Origin of the sequence: Solibacillus sp., from assembly GCF_040273735.1 — a bacterium.
GTDB lineage: Bacteria > Bacillota > Bacilli > Bacillales_A > Planococcaceae > Solibacillus.
This window is the reverse complement of record NZ_JBELZM010000004.1, coordinates 139173-159560: the sequence shown is the minus strand read 5'-3', so window position 1 is coordinate 159560 and position 20388 is coordinate 139173. Positions and strand designations below refer to the sequence as shown.

At 39.0% G+C, this 20388-nt stretch carries 19 protein-coding genes; 10 read left to right on the top strand and 9 right to left on the bottom strand.

What is annotated here, in order from left to right; translation table 11 throughout:
* Window positions 1–288 precede the first annotated feature (288 nt).
* The 9 genes from ABS917_RS06345 (at window position 289) to ABS917_RS06305 (ending at window position 9671) form a co-directional block, all read left to right on the top strand.
* Window positions 289–1656 carry a VanW family protein gene (locus tag ABS917_RS06345; protein WP_350478213.1) on the top strand — a complete coding sequence of 456 codons (1368 nt, stop codon included), beginning with the start codon at window positions 289–291 and terminating at the stop codon, window positions 1654–1656.
* A gap of 17 nt (window positions 1657–1673) precedes the next feature.
* Window positions 1674–3338 (top strand): GspE/PulE family protein, encoded by a 1665-nt coding sequence (locus tag ABS917_RS06340; RefSeq protein ID WP_350478212.1) that lies wholly within the window; start codon window positions 1674–1676, stop codon window positions 3336–3338.
* Window positions 3339–3351: 13 nt separating this feature from the next.
* Window positions 3352–4395: a type IV pilus twitching motility protein PilT gene (locus ABS917_RS06335; protein ID WP_350478211.1), complete on the top strand. Its 1044-nt coding sequence runs from the start codon at window positions 3352–3354 to the stop codon at window positions 4393–4395.
* Window positions 4392–5600, top strand: a complete 1209-nt coding sequence (locus ABS917_RS06330; protein WP_350478210.1) for a type II secretion system F family protein — start codon at window positions 4392–4394, stop codon at window positions 5598–5600. Before ABS917_RS06335 ends, ABS917_RS06330 begins: the two co-directional genes overlap by 4 nt.
* Before the next feature lie 110 nt (window positions 5601–5710).
* Window positions 5711–6181, top strand: coding sequence for a prepilin-type N-terminal cleavage/methylation domain-containing protein (locus tag ABS917_RS06325; protein WP_350478209.1), 471 nt, complete (start codon window positions 5711–5713; stop codon window positions 6179–6181).
* A gap of 117 nt (window positions 6182–6298) precedes the next feature.
* On the top strand, window positions 6299–7276 hold the full coding sequence (pilM, locus tag ABS917_RS06320) for a type IV pilus biogenesis protein PilM (RefSeq protein ID WP_350478208.1): 978 nt from the start codon (window positions 6299–6301) through the stop codon (window positions 7274–7276).
* On the top strand, window positions 7273–7866 hold the full coding sequence (locus ABS917_RS06315; protein WP_350478207.1) for a PilN domain-containing protein: 594 nt from the start codon (window positions 7273–7275) through the stop codon (window positions 7864–7866). The genes pilM and ABS917_RS06315 overlap by 4 nt, the downstream gene beginning before the upstream one ends.
* Window positions 7863–8603 carry a potassium transporter gene (locus ABS917_RS06310; protein WP_350478206.1) on the top strand — a complete coding sequence of 247 codons (741 nt, stop codon included), beginning with the start codon at window positions 7863–7865 and terminating at the stop codon, window positions 8601–8603. The genes ABS917_RS06315 and ABS917_RS06310 overlap by 4 nt, the downstream gene beginning before the upstream one ends.
* Before the next feature lie 315 nt (window positions 8604–8918).
* Window positions 8919–9671 carry a prepilin peptidase gene (locus ABS917_RS06305; protein ID WP_350478205.1) on the top strand — a complete coding sequence of 251 codons (753 nt, stop codon included), beginning with the start codon at window positions 8919–8921 and terminating at the stop codon, window positions 9669–9671.
* Window positions 9672–9724: 53 nt separating this feature from the next.
* Here the strand turns inward: ABS917_RS06305 and ABS917_RS06300 are convergent, their stop codons facing one another.
* From ABS917_RS06300 to ABS917_RS06260, 9 genes are all read right to left on the bottom strand, one after another.
* The gene (locus ABS917_RS06300) at window positions 9725–9949 is read right to left on the bottom strand and encodes a hypothetical protein (RefSeq protein ID WP_350478204.1); all 225 of its coding nucleotides are present in this window, start codon (window positions 9947–9949) and stop codon (window positions 9725–9727) included.
* A gap of 85 nt (window positions 9950–10034) precedes the next feature.
* The gene (fumC, locus tag ABS917_RS06295) at window positions 10035–11426 is read right to left on the bottom strand and encodes a class II fumarate hydratase (protein ID WP_350478203.1); all 1392 of its coding nucleotides are present in this window, start codon (window positions 11424–11426) and stop codon (window positions 10035–10037) included.
* Window positions 11427–11794: 368 nt separating this feature from the next.
* Window positions 11795–12106 (bottom strand): hypothetical protein, encoded by a 312-nt coding sequence (locus ABS917_RS06290; RefSeq protein ID WP_350478202.1) that lies wholly within the window; start codon window positions 12104–12106, stop codon window positions 11795–11797.
* A 106-nt stretch (window positions 12107–12212) separates the two neighbouring features.
* Entirely contained in the window at window positions 12213–12773 is a 561-nt protein-coding gene (locus ABS917_RS06285) for an SLOG family protein (RefSeq protein ID WP_350478201.1), read from the bottom strand.
* A gap of 71 nt (window positions 12774–12844) precedes the next feature.
* On the bottom strand, window positions 12845–14047 hold the full coding sequence (locus tag ABS917_RS06280; protein WP_350478200.1) for an ornithine--oxo-acid transaminase: 1203 nt from the start codon (window positions 14045–14047) through the stop codon (window positions 12845–12847).
* A gap of 66 nt (window positions 14048–14113) precedes the next feature.
* On the bottom strand, window positions 14114–15277 hold the full coding sequence (locus ABS917_RS06275; protein WP_350478199.1) for an MFS transporter: 1164 nt from the start codon (window positions 15275–15277) through the stop codon (window positions 14114–14116).
* 111 nt (window positions 15278–15388) lie between these two features.
* Complete coding sequence (locus ABS917_RS06270; protein ID WP_350478198.1) at window positions 15389–16222, bottom strand: MerR family transcriptional regulator; 834 nt, start codon at window positions 16220–16222, stop codon at window positions 15389–15391.
* Window positions 16223–16347: 125 nt separating this feature from the next.
* Window positions 16348–17532 (bottom strand): YbfB/YjiJ family MFS transporter, encoded by a 1185-nt coding sequence (locus tag ABS917_RS06265; RefSeq protein WP_350478197.1) that lies wholly within the window; start codon window positions 17530–17532, stop codon window positions 16348–16350.
* A 148-nt stretch (window positions 17533–17680) separates the two neighbouring features.
* Window positions 17681–18955 (bottom strand): L-lactate MFS transporter, encoded by a 1275-nt coding sequence (locus ABS917_RS06260; protein WP_350478196.1) that lies wholly within the window; start codon window positions 18953–18955, stop codon window positions 17681–17683.
* Window positions 18956–19763: 808 nt separating this feature from the next.
* Here ABS917_RS06260 and ABS917_RS06255 point away from each other — a divergent pair.
* Window positions 19764–20375, top strand: coding sequence for a flavin reductase family protein (locus ABS917_RS06255; protein WP_350478195.1), 612 nt, complete (start codon window positions 19764–19766; stop codon window positions 20373–20375).
* Window positions 20376–20388: the final 13 nt, after the last annotated feature.

The following is a 20388-nucleotide window of genomic DNA, read 5'->3' as shown; positions in this document are numbered from 1 at the left end:
CGAAAAAGAACTTATTTGTTCGAAATATGTTAGGTACTAGGTATTAATGTAAAAATATTTTTTGTAACTTTGTAAAATATATAGTCAAAAAGTAATCCTTTGTGTATTATGATAGATAATACCATAAAGTTTAGATATGGTAAAATTTAAATTTTTTTAAATATAATAAAGAGTATTTACTTAAAATTAGACAGAAAAGTAGTATATATGGTTCAGTAAAAAGTGAGTTAGAGTTAGTATAGAAAGCTATTTTAAAAGTATGAATAAGGAAATTAGTGGGGTGAATCTATGAAAATAGTCTTTAGGTCAATTATACTTTTTGCGGTAATGGTCACTTTAATAGCAATATGGGTTCCACATTATATAGCTAGCCCTAATAATTCATCTGATGAGAGCTCTAAAAAGACCACAATTGGCGGAATTGAAGTAGGAAATTTGAAGGGTGAAGAATTAAAAGAAATCCTAAATAACGCTGTAAATGACTGGTATTCTCAAAATTTGATTGTTGCAGGTGAAGGAGATTCTATTGAAGTCAGTTCATCCTCATTCCAATTTGATATTGAAAGCACTGTTAACAGCTACGAAGAAAATTACCGGAAACCATGGTATGCATTTTGGGAATACGAAACAACAGTTCATCTTCCATTAATTATTCTTCCTAGTGAGATTGTCAAAAGTGAAATCAGCAATGTTTCTGGATGGGATACGGACTTAACTTATGAAAAAGTTCAGCTAAACGCTTCTTATTTGAAAACGGATGAAATCGAGGCAGTTGTCGACGATTTATCGGTATTAGAAACTGATCGGATTTCGTTATCTGTTGAAACACTGCCTGAAGGTGCTATAGGGATTAATGAACTTGTCCTTGCATTGCACGACACTGTTATTGACCCGCAAACAAATTTCTCTCTGCTTGAAAAATTAGGAGAAACAATTAATCTGGCAAATCAAGAGGCTATCAATTTTATAGCATCAAATATTTATAGTTCAGCACTTAATATAAACGGTGAAATTTTAGAGCGGCATTCGCAAAATGAAATTCCTTCTTATTTAAAACCAGGGTTAGAGGCGAAAGTAGATGCTCTAGGAAATGAGGATTTAAAGTTTAGCAATACATCATCTAATCCAGTTGTATTAAAACTGTTGTTTAACGACGGGAAGTTGCAAACAGAAGTATATTCACCTGCAAAGGAATTAGAAGTGGACATTACAGTGTTAGAGGATGAAAAGATTCAGCCGCGTACTATCAAACGTTATTCTGAAGACCTTGCAATTGGACGACAAGAACAAGTGCAGGAGGGTGCGGAAGGTTTGCGCGTTTCAGTCTACCGGACAGTTTATGGAGAACAGCAACTTGTAAGCCGAGATTATTATCCGCCAGTAAACCGTGTAATTGTTGAATCGTCTCAACGACCAGAAATAAGAGAACCAGCTGTTATTGAAAGTAATACATCAAATGATCCGATTGATTTAGACGGCGATGGTTTACCGGATATAGATGGAAGCCGGGAAAGCACGTCAAATGTTAGTCAAAACAGTGATTTACAACATACAAACTCAAATGAATCAATTGATGAACAAAATCAAGATAAATCAGATGATAACCTCCCACCTGGCAGTTATTACGATAAAGGCGGGAATTTAATAACTCCATAGAAGAGGGGGGATACACAATGAAAGCAAATTTGAGAAAACGTTTAGGGGATTTACTTGTAGAATCAGGGGTTATTAATGAGGAGCAGTTGGATTATGCATTAAAAAATAAAAGTCGCGATGAAAAATTAGGTGACTTTTTAATTAAGGAAAACGTGCTGACAGAACAGCAGCTGATTGAAGTATTGGAATTCCAGCTCGGTATTCCCCATATCACATTAACTAAATATGCGATTGATCCTGAACTATTGCAGCTTGTCCCAAGGGAATTGGCAAAGCGGGCGAATATTATGCCGGTACGTCGTGACAAAAATAAACTGTTAATTGCGATGTCTGACCCAATGGATTACTTTGCGATCGAAGAGGTCCGGATGGCGACTGGCTGTCAGATTGAAACTAGTATTGCGGCAAAAGATGATTTATATAGAACAATTACAAAGTATTATGATTTACAGGCTTCCATGGATGCCGCGTTATCAGAAGTGGCTGCAAGTACAGCGGAAGTTCAGCAAGAGATTACCGATGAAGATTCGCCGATTGTCCGTTTAGTCAATCAGATTATTGCCAATGGGGTTGCCCAGCGTGCTTCCGATATTCACTTTGATCCACAGGAAACTGAATTTAAAGTGCGCTATCGTGTTGATGGTGTATTAAAGACGGAACGATCTCTGCCAAAACATATGCAAAATATGATGACAGCGCGTGTGAAAATTATAGGTGGACTAAATATTACAGAAAACCGAATTCCGCAAGATGGAAGAATAAAAGTTAATATTGAGTTTAAAAGTATCGATATTCGTCTTTCTACATTGCCGACCGTTTACGGTGAAAAGATAGTTATGCGTATCTTGGATGTAAGCAATGCATCAACAGATATTGCGCACTTAGGTTTTACGGAAAAAAATGAAGCAATGTTTAAAAAAATGATTGAAAAACCAAATGGGATTGTATTAATAACAGGTCCTACTGGTTCAGGTAAATCTTCAACTTTATATGCGGCACTTTCAAATTTAAATAATGAGGAAGTTAATATTATTACAGTTGAAGATCCAGTTGAATATCAGTTGGATGGAATAAACCAGATTCAGGTAAAAGAGGAAGTTGGCTTAACATTTGCTGCCGGTTTACGTTCGATATTACGACAAGATCCGGACATTATTATGATTGGGGAAATCCGTGACCGAGAAACGGCACAGATTTCGATTCGTGCCTCACTGACAGGACATCTTGTATTAAGTACATTACATACCAACAGTGCGATTGAATCGATATCCCGTTTGCAGGATATGGGAATTGAACCGTTTTTAATTTCATCTTCACTGGTAGGTGTTTTGGCACAGCGTCTTGTACGTCAAATTTGCCGAGATTGCAGTACAGAAGTAGAACCTACTGTACGGGAAAAACAGATTTTCGCGAATAATGGTTTCGATGTTGAAAAAATTCGTAAAGGGCGAGGCTGTTCAGCTTGTGGAAACACAGGCTACCGCGGACGGCTGGCGATTCATGAATTACTGCCAATTCATCGGGAACTGAAAGATTTAATTCTGAACCGGGCAAACGGATATGAGATTGGTGACTATATGAAGACTGCAGGCTACTACACATTATTGCAAGATGGTCTGCTAAAAGTAATAGAAGGTGTGACCACTACTGAAGAAGTACTACGAGTTGCAACGATTGACTAGGAGGGGATGTAAGATGACATTAAAAATCCAAGACTTACTGCAGCATGCGTATGATGAAAAAGCGTCCGACTTGCATGTAACAATCGGTATCCCACCCGTCTATCGTGTAAATGGATTACTGAAGCAGTACGATGATGTCGTCGTTACGGAAGAAATGGTTAATGAAATGGTGCAAGATCTTCTCCCCGATTATAAAACAGCAGAGTATGAGGAGAAGGGAGAAACCGACTTTAATTATTCACTGGAAGGTCTGTGCCGTTTCCGTATTAATACATATCACCAGCGAAATGCAGGAGCGATTGCGGCCCGTTTGATTTCTAGTAAAATTCCGACAATTGAGTCATTGAATATGCCGAAAGTACTGTCCGACTTAGCGGAAAAACCACAGGGACTTATTTTAGTGACAGGCCCTACTGGTTCAGGGAAATCTACTACATTGGCAGCAATGATTGATTATATTAATGAAACGAAATCGAAACATATAATTACCCTTGAAGACCCGATTGAGTATTTACATACACATAAAAAATCAGTCGTTAATCAGCGTGAGATTGGTGTGGATACAGGCTCTTTTGCTAATGGCCTACGCGCATCTCTCCGTCAGGATCCAGATATTATTCTAGTAGGTGAAATGCGGGATTTAGAGACAATTTCGACAGCGATTACTGCTGCGGAAACTGGTCACTTAGTATTCGGTACACTTCATACTTCAAGCGCACCGACTACAATTGACCGAATTATCGATGTATTTCCACCACATCAGCAAGGGCAAATACGAATTCAACTTGCCAACGTTTTACAGGGCATTATTTCACAGCGGTTATTCATTCGCAAAGATAAAGCAGGGCGAGTTGCAGCGACGGAAATATTGGTTAGCGTTCCTGCAGTAACAAACTTAATCCGAAATGAAAAAGTCCATCAAATTCCAAGTGTTATGCAAACGAGCCGAGCGCTGGGAATGCACACTTTGGAAACATCGATACAGGCACTTGTATCCTCCGGTACAGTTTCGTTAGAAGAAGTACGTCCATATTTGAATGTAGGTGAATACAATTGACCGTATTTAAATATGTAGGAAGAACAAAAATGGGGTTAACCCAAAAAGGAACGATTGATGCGGCGAATAAAGCGGCAGCCATTATGAAGCTTCGCGAAAAGGGAATTAATCCGCGTGAAATAGAAGAGTCCAAAAGTATTTTGCACATGGATATCAACCTTGGAAGCGGAAAAATCAAAACGCAGGATTTTGTTATTTACTGCCGTCAGTTTGCCACATTAATTCGTGCGGGTATATCGCTCGTTGAAGCGACAAATATTTTGGCAAGGCAGTCCACAAGTAAGCCTTTGAAAAAGGCATTGGAGAAAGTCGAGGAAGACATACGTGCAGGTATTCCTTTCTCAGATGCAGTCCAGAAGCATCCTAAGGTATTTCCGGAGCTGTTCGTCAATATGATGCGTTCCGGGGAAGCAACAGGTAATATCGATGATACATTAGAACGATTGGCCAATTCTTACGAAAAATCATTTCGGTTAATTAAAAAGGTACAGTCAACACTAACATACCCTGTGATGCTGTTGGTTTTAATCGTAGTAGTCGTCTTTTTCATGCTGATTTTTATTGTTCCGACATTTGTCGAGTCGTTTGAGTCAATGAATGCGGAACTTCCTACTCTAACGGTATGGACTGTAGCGTTAGGAGAATGGTTAAGGAAATATTGGTGGCTGCCGCTTGGTGCTGTTGTTATTGGTGCTACGATATTCCAGCATTTATACAGAAATAATAAGCAATTCAACTACACTGTACATTATATGCTGCTGAAGATGCCAATATTCGGACCATTACTTCAAAAAACAGCGATTGCGAGATTGACGCGAAATTTATCATCTTTATTTAGCAGTGCAGTGCCAATTTTGCATGCATTAACTATTTCACAAAAAGTTTCTGGTAATCCGGTTGTCGGCAAAGTAGTTTTAGATGCTCGGGCAAGTCTTGAAAAAGGGAGCACTTTAACAGAGCCATTAGAAAAAAGCTGGATTTTTCCGCCAATGGTTACAAGCATGACAAGAATTGGTGAGTCTACAGGATCACTCGATTATATGCTTGAGAAAATTGCAGACTTTTATGAAGAGGAAGTAGACCGGAATGTTGACACATTAAAGTCATTGATCGAACCCTTAATGATTGTATTGTTAGCGGGAGCGGTCGGTATTATCGTAGCGGCAATTTTCCTGCCAATGTTCAGTCTATACGAACAAATGTAATAAAAAACGAAATTTAAATGGACGTTTTGCAAGGAGGCATCAAAGCAGTACAAAGCGTCAGTGCAAAAAACAAGACAAACTATAAAATTAAAATAAGAGGAGGGTTTAATATGTTTAACACATTAAAAAAACGTATTAAAAACGAAAAAGGTTTATCTTTAGTCGAGCTTTTAGCAGTAATCGTAATCTTGGCGATTGTAGCAGCTATTGCAATTCCAGCAATTGGGAATATCATTGAAAATAGTCGTATTAAAGCAGCAAAAGCAGATGTAGCAAATGTATTAGGTGGAGCTAATATTTATTTTACTGATGAAGCTTCAGCAGGAGCAACTGCCGGTAAGGAACAATTAGCACCCTATGTAGATTCTTGGGGCGTGTTAGATCAAACAACAGTGACTGCTATAACAGTTACAAAAGGAGCTACTACAGCAAGTGAAGGTAAAACAACTTCAAAGCCTACAAGTTTAACGATAACTGGTACAGTTAAGGTTGGAAATAAAACTGTTAAAATTAGCGGTGCAACAATTGATAATTTAAAAGTTGATTCAAATGATAAAACAACATCTTTTACTTGGGATTAAATAATCATCCCCCAAAAAACACCCAACAGTATTTGGGTGTTCCATTGAGCGATGATGCCACTATTAAGATAGCTACTAATCTACAATTAACGCCAAAGTATAAAGGGGAGGATCCCTATGTTCAATAAGAAGAAAAAATCTCATGTATCCGTCCTTATAAACGACTATGTGATCCGTGCACTTGTATCTAAAGGGCCAACTCTCGACCAACCTGTTATTTATGAAACGGCATTACCTAGAAATGTTGTGCAAGAAGGTTCCATCATAGATGAGATGGTGGTGTATGAATTGATAAAATCAAAGGTTCCGGATTGGGGCGGCAGAAAGCAAAATGTCCGATTCCTGGTTCCAGACACATCTATTTTATTAAAAACATTCGAGCACCCTGCTGATGTAAGTGGTAGAAAGTTAAAAGAATTTGTACAAATGGAGCTAGGTAATACAATACATTTACCTTTCCAGGAACCTCTCATTGACGTATATGACGCGGTTGAAGGTGACGGGAAGGCAGTATTGTTTGCTGCGCCACCCGATGAAGTGGGGAAAATGATTGGTTTAATATTGGACAATCATTTGCATCCGCAAGTAGCTGATATCCGGGCTTTATGCAATTTACGTTTGCTGGAGCATATACAGTTTATCGATTCCAATTGTACGTACTTAGTGACTGACTGGTCTATTAATGAATTGTCGATTTGTATTTATTCAAATGGGGAAGTCGAATTTCTGCGTTTCCAGACAGTAGATACAGATTTAGATAAGTGGGAGCAAGAAGTTCTTGAAAACGGTGAAGTCGAATTCCGTTATACTGATCAATTAGATGATTTTCGAGGAGCGACTACAGACCAGGTGCTTGAAATCGACCGTATTATGAATTTCTTCAAATTCTCGTTACATAAAGGAGAAAGAGTTGTCGATGAAATTATTGTAATGGGAGATCACCCATTGCTTCAAACAATCGAAACGCTATTAGATGAGAATCTGCCGGCACCAATTCGCCTTGTGAATGATACCGTTATTGAAAAGCAATTTCCGAATTGCAAAGCAAAGCACGCGACGTTGTTAGGTCTTGCTTTAAAGGAGGTTAATGAATGATTCCGGATATTAACCTCATGCCCAAAATCGAAAAGGGTGAGACTAGTTTAAATTTTGCATTTTATTTAGTGGGGATTGTATCATTGGTAACACTTGGTCTTTTATCGTGGACATTTTTTAGTGCGAAAAGTGAAATAGCGAGTGCAACGCCGGAGAGAGATTCTTTAATCCTAACGCGCGATGAATTGAGTGCGGAAGTAACCTCATTTGAAACAATGAATCAAGGCTCGTTAGAAGAATCAGTTGCTTTTGTGGAACGTGTATCATATCCGGTAACGCCGGTCATTCTGGAAACGCGGAATTTACTACCGTCAGATACATATTTGCGCGACTATGTATTTTCTGAAACAGATTTACAAGTGACGGTTGATTTTGAAACATTAAACGCCATATCTTCGTATGTAAGTAAACTTGAAAAAAGCCCTTATTTCGATGACATTCAATTGGGTGCAATTGAAAACTTTGACTTGAATCCTTCTAATGATGAACTGGATGCAGAGCGGCAATTTAGTGAAGTACCTCGATATAGTGTAGAAATAATGTTATTAATTAATCAACTACATGTAGCTGCTGGAGGTGGTGAGTCGTGAATTCCATCTCAAGTAGTAAAAATGGAACGCTTTTATTAGTAATAGCTTTGGCGATGGCACTGTTATTTGCCATTTATTACTATTTTGTCAAGCCGGTGCAAGGTGAAGAACAGTCGATTCATAGTGAAATAATTAGTTTAAAAACGGAAATTTCTGCGTTGGAGGAAACAATCGCAACACACCAAACACAGCTGTCTCAAACAAGTATGAATGAGTTTGTATTACGCAAAAAAGTACCTGCCAGCCGTGAACTTGATGCATTGATTTTATCAATCGAGGAAACGGAATATTTAACTGGCTCACGTGTACAAAGTATCGAGTTTAATAACTATGATGCCCTCGTATCAAGTTCGGGCTTACAGGATCCAATGGCGAGCTCTCAAATAGAAGAAGGGCAGTCGACAACGGATGGATCGGAGCAAATGGAGTCAACAGAACCAGCAACTACCGAGTCAGCCGAAGCAGAAAATACTGAAGCATCAGAAGCATTACCAGTTTCAACAATCGCTGTAGAAACATTACCACCTTCACTGAAGTTAGTTACATTTAACATCAATGTGGCTGCGCCAAATGACGTAAACTTGCTGCAGTTCATTGAAGAAATTGAAAAGAAAGAACGCGTCATGCGAATCGATATTATTGATTTTGCGCTTCCAGGTGAAGAAGACAAATTTACGGAAGAAGCATCGGAAATCGTAACAGCCGATATTCAAGTCACAACTTTCTACTATGAGTAGGCATTTATTCGAATATATAATTGTGTAAAAGTTAATAGTCACTGCCTCTGTTCTGCGTTGTTGCATGGTGTCCCCTTTGAAAATGAGGATTAAAAATGCATTTGAGGATTATAGACTCATGATTGAGGATTAAGTGGCGGCATTTGAGGATTAAGACACCGATATTGAGGATTAATCTGTATCAAGTGAGGATAATCTGCTCCAAACTGAGGATTAGGTTTCTCAAGGGTAGCTGAGTTGACACTAGAAAGCGTACGACCCGGAATGGAACACAACCACTTGATATTTAGCAGGTACAAGTAAGGAGCATCTAAAATGGAGATTATGTATACAATATTTGCGGGAATTTTCGGATTGGTTTTCGGTTCGTTTTACAATGTAGTCGGATTACGGGTACCGAAAAAAGAGTCGATTGTGACACCGCCATCTCACTGTGTCCACTGCAATCGACGTTTAAGCGCTTATGAACTCGTACCTGTTTTTTCGTACATATTTTTACGAGGGAAATGCCGGACATGCGGTGTGAAAGTATCGCCGATTTACGCGTTTACTGAGCTTGTAACAGGACTGCTTTTTGCATTTGCTACATGGCAGCTCGGCATCACATGGGAATTGGCAGTAGCTTTACTGTTTATTTCTCTATTGGTCATTATTAATGTCTCGGATATTGCGTACATGCTTATTCCGGATAAAATATTACTGTTTTTCCTCCCGCTACTAATCATTGGTAGAATTCTTTCGCCGCTTGACCCATGGTGGGATAGTATTGCCGGAGCTGCAATCGGATTTTCAATTCTACTATTAATCGCAGTCATTTCTAAAGGCGGAATGGGCGGAGGAGACATTAAGCTGTTTTTACTGATCGGATTAGTGTTAGGTACGTTCAATACATTATTAACCTTATTTTTAGCATCAGTGATTGGTATGATTGTCGGTATCGTCATTTTGAAAGTCCGTGGGAAAGGGCGCAAAACCCCTGTACCTTTCGGACCGTCAATTGCTATTGCAGCGATTATCGTATACTTTTACGGTAACCAGCTCATTGATATGTATTTAAACTTACTATAACGATAAAAAGGGGTGTCCTGAATTCATTTTCGGGGCATCCCTTTAAATATGATTTAATAATCTAATATGATTTTCTCAAATGGGTGATTGGTCAGCAGCTCATATGTTGCCAGTTCCACTGCTTTTTCTACGGTATCTGCTAAAACTAATATGCGGTAGTTACCAAAATCATTATAATAGGCATCTGCTTCAACATATTTAGTTGTTTGGGTCTGTATATTTCTGCGAATATTTACGACGATCTCATAACCATCCTTTACAAATTGAATTTTTTTCAATAAAACAACCTCCTCAACATTAGTTTATTACCGGCTGAGAGCAATTGACTAAACTTGTTGGAAGGTTGTGTAGGATAGCTAAAAATTATTCAGCATTTGGATAAATCATCGTTTTTGGATCAACATAACGGTCAAATTCATCTTCTGTTAAAAGACCTGAAGCAATGGCGGCTTCCTTTAATGTTGTGCCTTCTTTATGTGCCGTTTTCGCGATTTTCGCCGCATTTTCATAACCGATATACGGGTTTAACGCAGTAACAAGCATCAATGAATTTTTCAGGTTAGCATCCAATACTTCCATATTCGGCTCGATACCGACTGCGCAATTGTCGTTGAATGATTTCATCGAATCGGCCAATAGGCGTGCTGATTGCAGGAAGTTGTAGATGATTACCGGTTTAAATACGTTCAATTCGAAATTACCTTGTGATGCTGCGAAAGCGATTGTTGCGTCATTGCCGACAACTTGTGTCACGACCATTGTCATCGCTTCACTTTGTGTCGGGTTAACTTTGCCCGGCATGATTGATGAACCCGGTTCGTTTTCAGGAATTGTAATTTCACCGATACCCGAGCGCGGACCACTTGCCAGCCAGCGTACATCATTCGCGATTTTCATTAAATCTGCCGCCAATGCCTTCAATGCACCGTGTGCAGTCACAACTTCATCATGGCTTGTCAGTGCATGGAATTTGTTTTCTGCAGATGTAAATTCAATGCCTGTCAGTTTGCTGATTTCTGAAGCTGTGCGGGCACCGAATTCCGGATGGGCGTTAATGCCTGTACCAACGGCAGTACCGCCAATTGCAAGCTCCTTCATGAATTGCGTATTCACCATAATCATTTTTTCGCATTTTAACAGCATATGGTGCCAGCCGCCAATTTCCTGGCCAAGTGTAAGCGGTGTTGCATCCTGTAAATGGGTACGACCGATTTTAATAATATCGTTAAACGCGATTGCCTTTTCTTTCAATGTCGCCTGTAATAGTTTTAAGCGAGGCATTAAATAGTTCTCTACGATTTCGACTGCAGCAATATGTAGCGCAGTAGGGAATGTGTCATTCGAGCTTTGTGATTTGTTGACATCATCATTTGGGTGAACTTTTTCATCCGAGCCGGCTGCCGTCAGCTTTTCATTCGCTAAGTGGGCAATCGTCTCGTTCACATTCATATTTGTCTGTGTACCACTGCCTGTTTGCCAAACGACAAGAGGGAAGTGTTCATCCCATTTGCCTGCAAGAATTTCATCGGCTGCTTCCACAATCGCATTTTTTTTCGCATCGGAAAGCTTGCCCAATTTATTATTGGCGATGGCTGCAGCTTTTTTCAAAATGGTCATGGCGCGAATAATTTCGATAGGCATTCTTTCTGTCCCAATTTGGAAGTTTTCCTTGCTTCGCTGTGTTTGTGCACCCCAAATTTTGTCTGACGGTACACGAATTTCACCTAAAGTGTCTTTTTCAATACGGAATTCCAACTAAATCATCTCCTTTAATATATGTATACCCAAATTTTCATGAAAAAATGGCAAATCGTGTGAGGGGATTTGCCATCTTCCAGGAGAAAAGATAAATGCGTTATCTTTTCGAAATATGAGAAAAGTAATTAATGAGTTTCGAATCTGAACTGGGGGGAACAGTATCGAAAAGGTTTTACTAACCTTACAATGATAATGATAATCTTTATCAATTAGAAAGTCAATACTTTTATTAAACAAATTTTTAGAAAATTCAATTTGCTGAATCCTACAATATGTAAAACAACGCCGAAAGCACCGGACCATTCAGGATACTTTAGACGTTGTTGTTTTCGGTATTCACTTAGAAAGTCATCCCCTTAATTTTGTTAAACTATTTTTACATAAAAATCGCGACCGTTTGTCAGTTCAGGAATTTCTAAATTTTTTTCGTTCTTATAATAGTCTGAAATAATATTAGCAAGACCGGCATAGCCATTTAATAGTGTTCCTTGTTTAATCTCTTTTGCGATATTATGGAACTCAAAATAGTGAAGCGCATCATCGCTCAGCCCATATAAAATTCTTTCGATATCCGCGAGGGGGATGTTGATGCCTCTTGTATATCGGCACTCACGCTTATACGTATGGTGTGCGATATTTATTGGTGTCGTCTCATTAATCATCGTCAATTGGTTCATAATGTGGCCTCCTTGATTAGTAAAATATAATTTGTTCAATATATTATACCCCAAAACGAACAGCTTTAATCAGAATATTTATTTAATTTAGATATTTACATATTTTTTACCAATCATCTCCTTGCTGCATTTCCTCAGCCACCATTTGTAAATCATAAGCATTGATCATCAACAGCTTATATTCATCATGCTGTTCCATATACTTTTGGATGAGGCGAAGCACATATTTTGGAGATCCTTCATTTTCTTCATCGTAGACGAGCAGTGTCGCATCCGTATTATCGATAATGAATTTGTCCTTTTCGATAAACTGCCATGGAGCTTCATAAGGGCGCTTCGTCACACTTGTCACAAAATCTGCCTTACTTACTATATGCATATAGGTCTCTTGTTTATGCTCGTTCCAATTTTTTTCTTGCTCCAAGAAGGGGGTTATAATGGAGTATTTGAGTTGCGGGTAGTCGTTTTTAAGTTCAAGTACAACTTGTGCCGTCCATGTTTCAACGCCTTGCTGGCCGCTGATTACGACCCACTCGAGCCCATCTTCTACTAGAATGCGCAGCTGGTTTTCCAGCGCCTTTTTAATAACCGGGACACCAGGATGCTTGTCATTAAATATGCCTAGTTCATGTGGACGGTAGCCCGTAATATAAAGTGATTTCATCATAAGTCTCCTTTGCTAAGCCATCAATAAAATAAGGGCACTATGCATAACACAGCGCCCTCTTAATATACTACCTATTCACTAAAAACATCCTTAATCTGCTCGATTGCCCAATCCAGATCTTCTTTTGAAATGATTAGCGGTGGGGCGAAGCGGATTACTGTGTCATGTGTTTCTTTGCAAAGCAATTTGCGTTCTGCCAGTTTTTCGCAGTAGGGGCGAGCTGATTCGTGAAGCTCGACACCTATGAAAAGACCGCGCCCGCGAACTTCTTTAATCACCGGGTTCTCAATTGTCTGAAGCTGTTCTTTAAAGTAATTGCCAAGCTCCAATGAACGCTCTGTCAGCTTTTCGTCTATTAATACATCAATCGCTGCAATCGATACGGCACATGCAAGCGGGTTACCGCCGAAAGTCGAGCCGTGTGAACCTGGATTGAACACACCAAGGATATCGTCGTTCGCGACAACTGCTGAAATCGGATAAACACCGCCTCCAAGCGCTTTACCTAAAATATAGACGTCCGGTATAACATCTTCCCACTCACAGGCAAACAGTTTTCCTGTCCGCGATAAACCTGTTTGGATTTCATCTGCAATAAACAGAACATTATTTTCTTTACATAAGTTATACGCTGCTTTTAAGAAGCCTTCAGTCGGGATGATGATACCTGCTTCTCCCTGGATCGGCTCGACGATAAATGCCGCTGTATTAGGTGTAATAGCTTCCTTCAATGCTTCAATATCGCCGTAAGGAACTAATGTGAAGCCTTCCAGCATTGGACCGAAACCGCGCTTATATTCCGCTTCCGAGGATAACGACACAGCACCCATTGTACGGCCGTGGAAATTGCCGTTACAGCCGATAATTTGCGCTTTGTTTGCTTCGATGCCTTTTACTTCGTAACCCCAGCGACGGGCTGTTTTAATGGCCGTTTCCACGGCTTCAGCGCCTGTATTCATCGGCAGCACCATATTTTTGCCTGTTAGCTTACTGACCTTTTCATACCATACACCTAATGTCGCACTATGGAATGCACGTGACGTAAGTGTCACCGCATCTGCCTGATCTTTTAACGCCTGAATAATTTTCGGATGACGATGACCTTGGTTTAAGGCAGAATAAGCCGAAAGCATATCTAAATAACGGTTGCCTTCAGGGTCTGTCACCCAAGAACCTTCTGCTTTTTCGATTACAATCGGAAGTGGATGATAGTTGTGCGCCCCGAATTTTTCCGTAGTTGAAATAAGTTGTTCTGATTTTGATTTTGTTGTCATGATGAAATCCTCCTTAAGCAAATTTACTTGTAAAACAGATAAATCCATTGCAAAAGACAGAAAAAATTACATATACGATGCAGGTTTCTTCCAAATTAATGTTAACAGAATACCGAAGAAGATGACAACCGTTGCAAAGTAATATGGGTAGTTAATATCAATATCGAATAACATCCCGCCTAAAATCGGCCCGAAAATATTCGCCAGACTTGTGAACATAGAGTTCATCCCGCCGACAAAACCTTGCTCATTGCCCGCAATTTTTGATAAATAGCTCGTAACGGCAGGACGGAATAAGTCGAAGCCGATAAAGACGATACATGTTACGAGTAAAATAGCAAAATATGAGCTGACAACGGTCATTAAAAATACGAGAACACCCGATAAAATCAGACTGTAGCGAATGAGTTTAATCTCTCCCCATTTTTGTGCAAGCCGATCAAACAGCAGAACTTGCGCAACCGCACCGAAAATCGCGCCACCAGTAATAATGATCGCGATATCCATAGGGGTAAACCCGAATTTGTGATCAACAAACAGACTGAAGAAGGATTCGAATGCCGCGAGGCCGAATGATGCGACAAAAATTAATATAAACGCGATCAGGTACATCGGTTCTAAAATGCGTTTAAATCCGGATGTTTGTGCGGGTGCATTTTCCGCGTTCTCCACATTGCGTTCCGGTTCACGCAGTAAAATAATCGATAAGATTGCAGCTGTTGTACCAAGCGCCCCTGCAAAGTAGAAAGGCACGCGTGTACCGAAATCTGCTAAAAATCCGCCGATACCGGGCCCGATAATGAAACCTGTACTAATTGCCGCACTCATGTAGCCAAGTGCTTTTGGACGTGTTTCCATTGTAGTAATGTCTGCAATAAAGGCCGTAACAGCTGGCATAATAAACGCCGCACTAATCCCGCCTAATACACGGGAAATGAAAAGAACTTCTATCGTTTTACCTAAACCGAACAGAAATTCCGAAATACCGAAAATAAATAATCCGAGGACAATCATAATTTTGCGTCCATATTTATCAACCGCTTTACCGGCGATTGGTGAAACAATCAGTTGTGCAATTGCGAATGCTGCTGTTAAATAGCCGATAACCTGGCCGCTTAACTGCAGTTCATTCATTAGAGTAGGAAGTACCGGGATAACTAAACCGATTCCTAGAAAGGCGATGAACAGGTTTAATAATAGTAACCCTAATGTTATTTTATAGTCTTTCATTGTTATTGCTCCTTATTAAGTTGTATAAAAATCGTTAATCCGCACTTTCTAACATAAACCCTACAGTAGCTATAGAGTCAATAGAACTGTTTTAAGTAATGTTAAAATTAGCTAAAGCAGCTTAATCTTTAATTCCACGATGAATTGGTCTTCTTCGTTTGGAGAATAGTTAAGAGGCATAAAGATTTCATAGACAACCGGAACCACCTGTAAATGATGCTCTTCAATATAATGATAAAGTTTTTGGAATTGTGTTAAATACGTATCCGGCTTAAAAATAAACGCAATACATACGTAGCGTCCTGCAGGTATCGTTTTCACGTCCATATCTGTTGTTAAATGGGTAATATACCGGTCTGTAATCAGCGGTGTGAAAACATGACTGTAATGCAGCTCATCCAGGCTGTCATATTGCTCGTAAGGGAAAATACATCCATAACGATTGCTGAGCAAGCTGTTTTCAACTTCTAATGTTTTAATTAAGGAACTGTAGTACGTATTTGGAATATAGTACGGTGTCAGTTCATTTGTTTCAATTGATAAAATACGGACCGATTCTTCATTTTTGAAATAGACCGTATCCATTACATCAATCGCCAGCTGTTCCTCCATCTGCCTTTTTGTTTTATATAAGGATTGCTGTATTTCATACATGCGATTCATCTGCTGTTCGATGACAATTTCCTGCTTCTGCAAAAAGGAAAGAAGCTCGGCAGGGGTAAACTGCTGTGCTGCTTTAATTTCCTCCAATGAGACACCGATATATTTCAATGATTTGATAATATCCAAATGATAAAATTGTGAGTCTTTGTAGTAGCGGTAATTTGTTTTAGGATCGACATAGGAAGGTTTGAATAAGCCGATCTGATCATAGTAGCGTAATGTTTGAATAGAGATATTCGTCAGTTTGGAAACCTCACCGATTGCATAATGTTTTTCTTCCATAGAGTGTCCTCCGAGGTACAATGTTATCGGTATCGTAACATTAATGGGGGATAGGGGTAAATTATTTTGATAAAGGAAAAAATCACACCTCATTACTTTTATGAGATGTGACTTACATTTAATATTTAATATTTAATATTAGGAGCTAAATGAACAGGGCTTCTCCTGCTGTAGAAATACCCTACGAGTAACAATACAAGCGCGACTGTAACGGTACCGCCTGCAAACAGCAGGGGTGCTTTAAACGTGCGGTAATGAGTTTCCAGACGGGCTGCAATTACCGGTCCGATAATTTGTCCAATAGCATAGAACGTAGTCAGTATCGATACGACATAGTTACTTTGCTTTGGAAACAGCTGTCTAGCATAGGCAGTCGACATCGTTACGAGTCCGACAAACGTAAAACCAAATGACATCGCAGACAACAGTACGCTCCATGCCGATTGTGATAAAACAGGAAGCAGAATGCCGATGATCTGCAGGGAATAGGCTATAGTCATCATCGAAACTGGTGAAAAACGGGACATGTATTTCATCCAGATCGGTGCTGACGGAATGGCAGCAAGCCCGGCAAGTACCCAACTGTATCCGGCATAGGCGCGCAATGATTCAATATTATAAATAATGTCTACTAAAAAAGTACCTGTAATAATATAGCCGAGCCCTTCCAAGCCATATGCAATGATCAGCCATGGCATAAAGCCGCGCCAAATATTGTTGTCCGCTGACTTTGGCTGTTTTATATGGTTTGCAACGGTTAACTTTCGCCATAAGAAAATTGTCGTTGATAAAAATAAGAAGGATAATACGCCAAGACCAAGCCAGGACCCTTGCCAGTTAAAACTCGCTTCAAAAAATGGTACGAAAAGTCCTGATAACGCGATACCCAATCCAACTCCGCTAAATAAATAGCCGCTCCAGCGGGTTAATAAATTTGCCGCTAAATAATCCATCACGATGCTTGATGTAAGAACAAATATGAAGCCACTCGTCAAGCCGGCGATAAAACGTAAAAGTATCCAGATTAAATAAGATTCAACCAATCCCATTAAAATAATTGAGAACACATTCAGAAATACATTTATTAATAGGAAATTCTTTTTTGACTTGTAAACAAAGCCGGCACCTAAAGCTCCGATGAAATACCCGATATAATTGCTTGATGCGAGCCAACCGCCTTGTGCAAACGATAAGTTTTCATCAATACGCATGAACGGTAAAATCGGTGTAAAAGCAAAGCGGCTAATCCCCATTGCAACCGCTAAAAATAAAATGCTTCCTAAAATGATACTGAAATGTTGACGGTTCATGAACATCCCCCCTGGAAAAAATCCCCTACAGTAATTGTACCATTCTTAAATTCAAGAGTAATAGAGAAAATACCCGCAGAAGTAAGAGAAAAAAGAAAAGAGATGAAACGGAAGTTGGTTACTTCCGTTTCATCTCTATATAATCCCCTTATGAATGAGCAGGTGCTCCCTGTTTCCCTTTGTGTTTTGAACTTGCTTCTTCTTTTGCGCGTTGTTTTTTCATTTTGTTGACATTCGAGCGCATTAATAAAGAAATTCCTAATGAAATTGCAATTAAGAAGCTGAATAAGTAAAACAATGGTACATAGCTATTTGCAGCTTCATAAACAGTTGATGCGATTAGTGGACCGAAAATACCACCAAGTGACCAAGTTGTTAATAAATATCCGTGAATAACACCAAGTTGTTTCGTACCGAATAAATCACTTGCAAACGCTGGTAAATTCGAGAAACCACCGCCATAACAACTAACTACTAAGAATATGAACAATTGTAATAGAATTGCATTTGTAGTGAATGGTAGTGTAATAAAGGCAATTAATTGAATTGTGAAGAAAATAACGAATACGTTAGAACGCCCGATATAATCTGATCCAGCTGCCCAAAGTAAGCGACCACCACCATTAAATAAGCCCATTAATCCAACCATTGCTGCAGCTGCAGCTACAGATAAACCTGCAATTTCCTGTGCCATTGGAGAAGCAACAGAAATTAACATTAAACCAGATGTAACATTAATTAAATGCATTGCCCAAAGCATCCAGAACTGCTTTGTACGAACAGCTTCACGTGCAGACATTTGTGCAATTTCAGTTGTTTTTGCTTTTCCTGATGCAACAGCTTCTTCTACTTCGCCCGGTTTAGGCGGAGCGATATAAAGTGCACCGATCATCATTAATACAAAATAGCTAATTCCTAAAATAAAGTAAGTGTTTGAAATACCGAAAGACTCCATTAAGTTTACAGCTACCGGCGCGGTAATTAATGCACCAGATCCGAATCCTAATACTGCCATACCTGTCGCCAGGCCTCGACGATTCGGGAACCATTTAACAAGTGTAGATACTGGAGCGATATAACCAATACCCATCCCTAGTCCACTTAACAGTCCGTATGTCAACCAATATAAAACAACCGAATCCATAGCGATTGCAATCCCTGCGCCACCTTGACCTAAACCAAAGAGTACTGCGGCAACCATCGCTGCTTTTCTCGGTCCTAATTTCTCTACTGTACTACCAAATAGTGCGGCAGCAAAACCTGCTAACCCCATCATTATTGTAAACGCAATTGTAATTTGCGATGCATCCCATCCAAGCTCCTCGGCAATTGGATTTTTATACACACTGTATGCATAAGCTCCACCAATCGAAAGGTGAATAGCGATTGCTGCTGCAGCAATTAACCAACGATTCTTTTTCAAAAATATTCCCCCTCACACAAAAATAAATATCAGTTATACGACATTTTTCTACTTGAAGTAGTTATGTCTAAAGTATGAACGTCCATGTACAATAACTTAACATTAACTTATTATTTTGTGCAAGTAGAATTTCACAAAATAAATTATCTCGAAAAAACATATATTTCTCTTTTGGGTAATAAATTTGTACTTAAAGTAAATATTTTTCGAAGGGTAAATAGCGCTGTAACGTTGATAAATCAAGGTTTCGCAAGGGTTGAGTGCTTGTTCAGTATAACAATATGTGAACAGGAGGATAATATTGTAAACTATAATAAATTCTATTTAAATAACTAAAAATACTTAGTTGTACCTATTATTTCTCTTAAATGCAGAAAGGCGATTAACGGAAAATGCTTTTGAACTCATAATATAACAGTTACTAATACACGTGGAATTAGCTGGAAAAATGCTTTATGCACTGGTAAATCAACGTTTTTAGGGGGAAATAGACCCAAAAACCCTTCGATTTTCTGATTTTAAATAAGTATGTTGAAACTGTTTATAACAGATTGCGAGAAATGAAATTTTTGAAGTTACGCCGAAGAATTATGATTAAAAAAGAGATATTTTTAAGGGATGAAAGAGATTATTTGTTTCGATTTCTTTAATAAAGCCTTTGGGAACGGGCCTGAAATCACATAAAAAATGGAACTGGAGGGATATGAATAAAAATACTTGCTCTTTATTTACAATCAAATAAATTAATTGACGTGTTACGTTCTGTTCTCTAAAGTCAAATTAGTGATAAGAAAAGAGGCGAATTTTTATGAAGAAAATTGATCCGAAACAATTATCCGAACGTGAAAATTATAAATTTCTGATTGGTTCCATTATTCCTAGGCCAATCGCTTTTATTACATCTGTTTCTGAAGAAGGTATTGTAAACGCTGCACCATTTAGTTTCTTCAATATAGTGTCTTCAAATCCTCCGATGATTTCGGTAAGTATCCAACGGAAAAAAGGGGAGAAAAAAGATACGGCAAGAAATATTATAGAAAAAGAGCAATTTGTTGTTCATATTGTCGATACTGAAAATGTAGAGCAAGTAAATGAAACTGCAGCTAACTTGCCACCAAATGAAAGTGAAGTAGCAGTTGCGGGAATGTCATTAGTGAAGAGCGAAAAGATTGATGTTCCGGGTGTAAGGGAAGCGAAAGTCCGACTGGAGTGTGTTCTTGAAAAAGCACTGGAACTTGGCGGCGTTGACGAAACTGCAGGCTGTGATTTAATCATCGGAAAAGTTGTGTACTATCATATAGAAGAAACTCTGTATGAAGATGGTCGAATTGATCCGGAAGGACTTGGCCCAATCAGTCGTCTTGCAGGAAATGACTATGCAAAAATTGGTGAGCAATTCACAATTAAGCGCCCGCTTTAAACAAAGGAGAATA